This window comes from Aeromonas sp. QDB11, assembly GCF_027705265.1.
Taxonomy (GTDB): domain Bacteria; phylum Pseudomonadota; class Gammaproteobacteria; order Enterobacterales; family Aeromonadaceae; genus Aeromonas; species Aeromonas allosaccharophila.
The window spans coordinates 1-3,895 of record NZ_JAPDBM010000125.1; the positions used below are offsets into that span (position 1 = coordinate 1).

The following is a 3,895-nucleotide window of genomic DNA, read 5'->3' on the forward strand; positions in this document are numbered from 1 at the left end:
AAAGACGCAGTTCCTGCGGGTAGAAAAATGGTGATCGGCATGATGTTATTGGCTGATCGACATGATGTTATTAGCCAAGCGGTCAAGGTATGACGGAAAAACCCTTGCAACGGTATTGAAGGCCATTTTTTTTCGGTTTATTGCCCGATTTAAGGCTGATTTGAGAAAAAACGGGTTGATGGCTGCACCGACGCTCCCCACAGGAAAATAAAACGGCCCGGCGCTGATTGGATTTTATCAATCCATCTGGCGTGGGCCGTCGGGTATCACAAAGTGACATTTATGGGGTGCGTACTGAATGTCACTTCAATGCTATGGCTCGTTACTGTTGTGGCGGGGTATTGCCCATCACGAAGTGGAGGTTGCCACCGGGCACAAACTCCTTGTGCTCGAAGAAGAGGCCATCCTTGAGCGGTTTGCCATTGATGGTGACCGACTGGACATAGCGGTTCTTGGCGCTGTTGTTATCGGCGATGATGGTGAAGGTTCCCCCCTTGACCGGGATGGTCGCTTTGGCAAACAGCGGGCGGCCGATGGTGTAGACGGGGTCTGCCGCATTCACCTGATAGAAGCCGAGTGCTGACATGACGTACCAGGCAGACATGGAGCCTACGTCCTCGTTGCCGATGATGCCTGCCGGGGTGTTTGAGTACATGGTGTCGAGGATGTAGTCGACCGTCTCCTGAGTTTTCCACGGCTCAGAGGTCCAGTTGTAGAGGTAGGGGATATGGTGGGAGGGCTCATTGCCGAAGGCCACCTGACCCATCATCCCGGTCATGTCAGCGGTCTCCGACCCCTGACTCTCGGCGGCGAAGGTGGCATCCAGATTCTGCTTGAAGGCCTCTTCTCCGCCCATCGCGGTTTTCAGCCCCTTGATGTCATGGGGCACAAACCAGGTCCACTGCCAGGCGTTGCCCTCGGTATAGTTACCGGTCTCATGTTCGGTGCCATAGGGATCAAACGGTGTCATGAAGGAGCCATCGATCATCACCGGACGCATGAAACCGGTCACCCCGTACTGGGCGTATTCGGCCGCATTGTGGTCGAAGTAGCGCTGGTAGCCGTTCGAACGGGCCAGATAGCGCGCTTCGGCAGTCGGGTTGCCAGCTGCTTTGGCGATCCGGGCGATGGCCCAGTCGTAGAAGGCGTTTTCCAGACCGTAGGAGACCGACTCTAGGGTGTAATCAGCGAAGACGGGCTGACCATCGATCCGCTGCACCGCCGGCGCAAAGCCGTTCTTCTCGATGTAATCGATATGATTGGTCAGGGTCTTGTCCAGCACCGCCTTGTCCCACTCGGTCGCCAGCATGGGGTAGTTGGTATAGGTGGAGCTGTCGATGGCGGCCTTGAGCGCCAGATTTTTCTCCTGCGCGGTGAAGGCCTCGGGGTATTTGGTGATGGCATCGGCAATCACCACCACCGCCGGATAGCCCACCATGGTGCCGGTCTCATCCCCCAGATGCTCCCACTTGGGCAGCAGGCCGCTCTCCAGATACTTCTGGATCAGGTTCTTGGCATATTGCACGGCGCGGGTAGGTTCGGTGATGGTCTTGAGCGGGTGCAGCGCCCGCTGGGTATCCCACAGTGAGTAGACCGAGAAGTTGGGCTGCTCTTCGCTCGCCTGACCATAGTAAATCGAGTAGCTGCCTTCCCCCTTGGCCTGCGCCCCTTTGCTCATGCCGCGGTAGTTGCCATCCACATCCTGATGGACGATGGGGGCGATCTTGGTGTGATAGAGGGCGGTGTAGAAGATCTCGCTTTGCTTCTTGCTGCCCCCCTCGATGGTGAAGTTGAGGGCGTTGGCCCACTTGTCGCGGGCATTGGCGCGGGCCTCGTCGAACGATACATCCCCTTCGGCCTGGTAGTTTTTCTGTGCACCGGTGGCATCAACCGCCGAGAGGGCAACTTTGGCATTGAGCTGGGCAGAACCGCCCTCTTCAAACTCGACGTAGGCGGTGACATCGGCATTGGATTTGGCCTTGTGCTCGGCGCTCAACCCCTCTACCGGCACACCCCCGGCGAGGAGGTAGACCCCTTTGATCTTCTTGTCGAAGGTCGCATAGAAGAAGATCTTCTGGTTTTTTGCCCAGCCTGAGAAGTGGGTGGCATCCCGCTCGCCGGTGATGGTGTAGCCATCTTCGCTGACAGTGAGTTTGTTGCGAAGCGAACTCGAGCCCCAGTCGCTGTTGAGGATCGAGTTCAAGTCGATCTTCAGCCGTTGGGGTTGGCCCTGCGGATAGGTATAGCGGTGAAAGCCCACCCGCTCGGAGGTGGTCAACTCTGCCTTGATGCCATTTTCGGCGATACGCACCGCATAGTAGCCAGGCTCAGCCTGCTCGGATTTTTTGTCCATTTTGACCGAGATGGCCTTGCGGTAATCATTGTTCGGCTCGATGTATTTGGCCTTATCTTCGGTAAAGGGCAGGAACAGAATATCCCCCAGCCCCCCCATGCCGGTGCCGGAGAGATGGGTGTGGGAAAAACCGAACAGGGTGTCTTTGTCGAAGTGATAGCCGGAGGAGGAGTGCCACCCTATCAGTTCGGTATCCGGCGAGAGTTGCACCATGCCTTCCGGTACCACGGGGCCGGGAAAAGTGTGACCGTTAAAGCCAGTGCCAACAAATGGATTCACGTATTGCAACACATTGGTTGGCGTTGGCTTTTGATCGTCGTTATCGGTGTTGCTGTTATCTGAATCGCAGCCGGATAACATGGCCAGGGTGCTGGTCAGGGTAATGGCCAGAATATTTCTCTTGAACATATGGAACGGCTCCATCGGGTAGGGGGTGAGCAGTCAGAATTTATTTTTTGATGCCGGAGTGGGGCCTGCGCAATATCAAGGCGCGGCGCTGTCAATCCCGGCGAGCGCTATTATTCCCATGGCTCCTGTTTCATCGACAGAGTAAAAAAGTGTCATTCACTAGACTTTTGTGACAAGGCTGTCTGTTTGTGATCCGCGTATCATGTGATGCAGCACATCATATTTTTTGAGTGTTCTTGTGAATCGACCAAAAAAGAGGCCCAAAGGAAGCTTTGGGCCTGAACATATATTGGCAATAAGTGATGGTTATTTATTATCTGAGCCGGTCGGTTTTTGCGCCGTCATGATAAATTTCAACTCACCGCCTGCCCGAATATCGCTGTGGTTGAAGGTCAGGTTTTCCCCGAGCGGTTTGCCGTTGATGGTGACGGATTCCACATAGATATTTTGGGGGCCATTGTTTTCGGCGATCACGGTGAATTTTCCGCCATCGATATCCATCGTCACCTTGTCAAACAGCGGCCGACCTATGGTGTAGACCGGGACTCCCGGCGTGACCTGATAGAAGCCAAGCGCACTCATGATGTACCAGGCGGACATTTGCCCCACGTCCTCATTGCCAATCAGCCCGGTGGTGGTCGGATGGAAGAAGCTGCGCACCGCCTGATCCACATACTCCTGGGTTTTCCACGGCTCCTTGGTCCAGTTATAGAGATAGGGAACATGGTGATCCGGTTCGTTCCCCATCACGAACTGCCCGATATAGCCGGTCATATCCCCCTGCGAGGTATCGGCGTTGGAGTTGGCGGTGAACAGGGCATCCAGATTCTTCCGGAATTTCTCCTCGCCACCCATTACCTCTTTGATCCCCTCGATATCGTGGGGAACAAACCAGCTCCACTGCCAAGTGTTGCCTTCGGTAAAGTCCTGCCCCCGGTGCTCGGCCCGATAGGGCCAGAAGGTGTCATAACGGCTGCTGTCGTTGATGTCGCAACCTGGTGGGGGCGTGACCGGGTTGCCGTTTTTATCGATAGCGCAGGAGGGGTAGTTGTTGACCGGCGTTAATGGGATGGTCGCCCCTCCCCAAAATGGCATCAGAGTGCCAAAGTGGCGAATGTAAGTTCCCACTGATGA

2 protein-coding genes are annotated in these 3,895 nt (G+C 55.5%); both read right to left on the reverse strand.

Going from position 1 to position 3,895, the window contains the following annotated elements; genetic code table 11:
- Positions 1 to 322 precede the first annotated feature (322 nt).
- Positions 323 to 2,761 carry a GH92 family glycosyl hydrolase gene (locus tag OKC40_RS21860; protein WP_270796979.1) on the reverse strand — a complete coding sequence of 813 codons (2,439 nt, stop codon included), beginning with the start codon at positions 2,759 to 2,761 and terminating at the stop codon, positions 323 to 325.
- A gap of 306 nt (positions 2,762 to 3,067) precedes the next feature.
- The coding region (locus tag OKC40_RS21865; RefSeq protein WP_270796980.1) for a glycoside hydrolase domain-containing protein at positions 3,068 to 3,895 on the reverse strand (828 nt) is incomplete at its 5' end.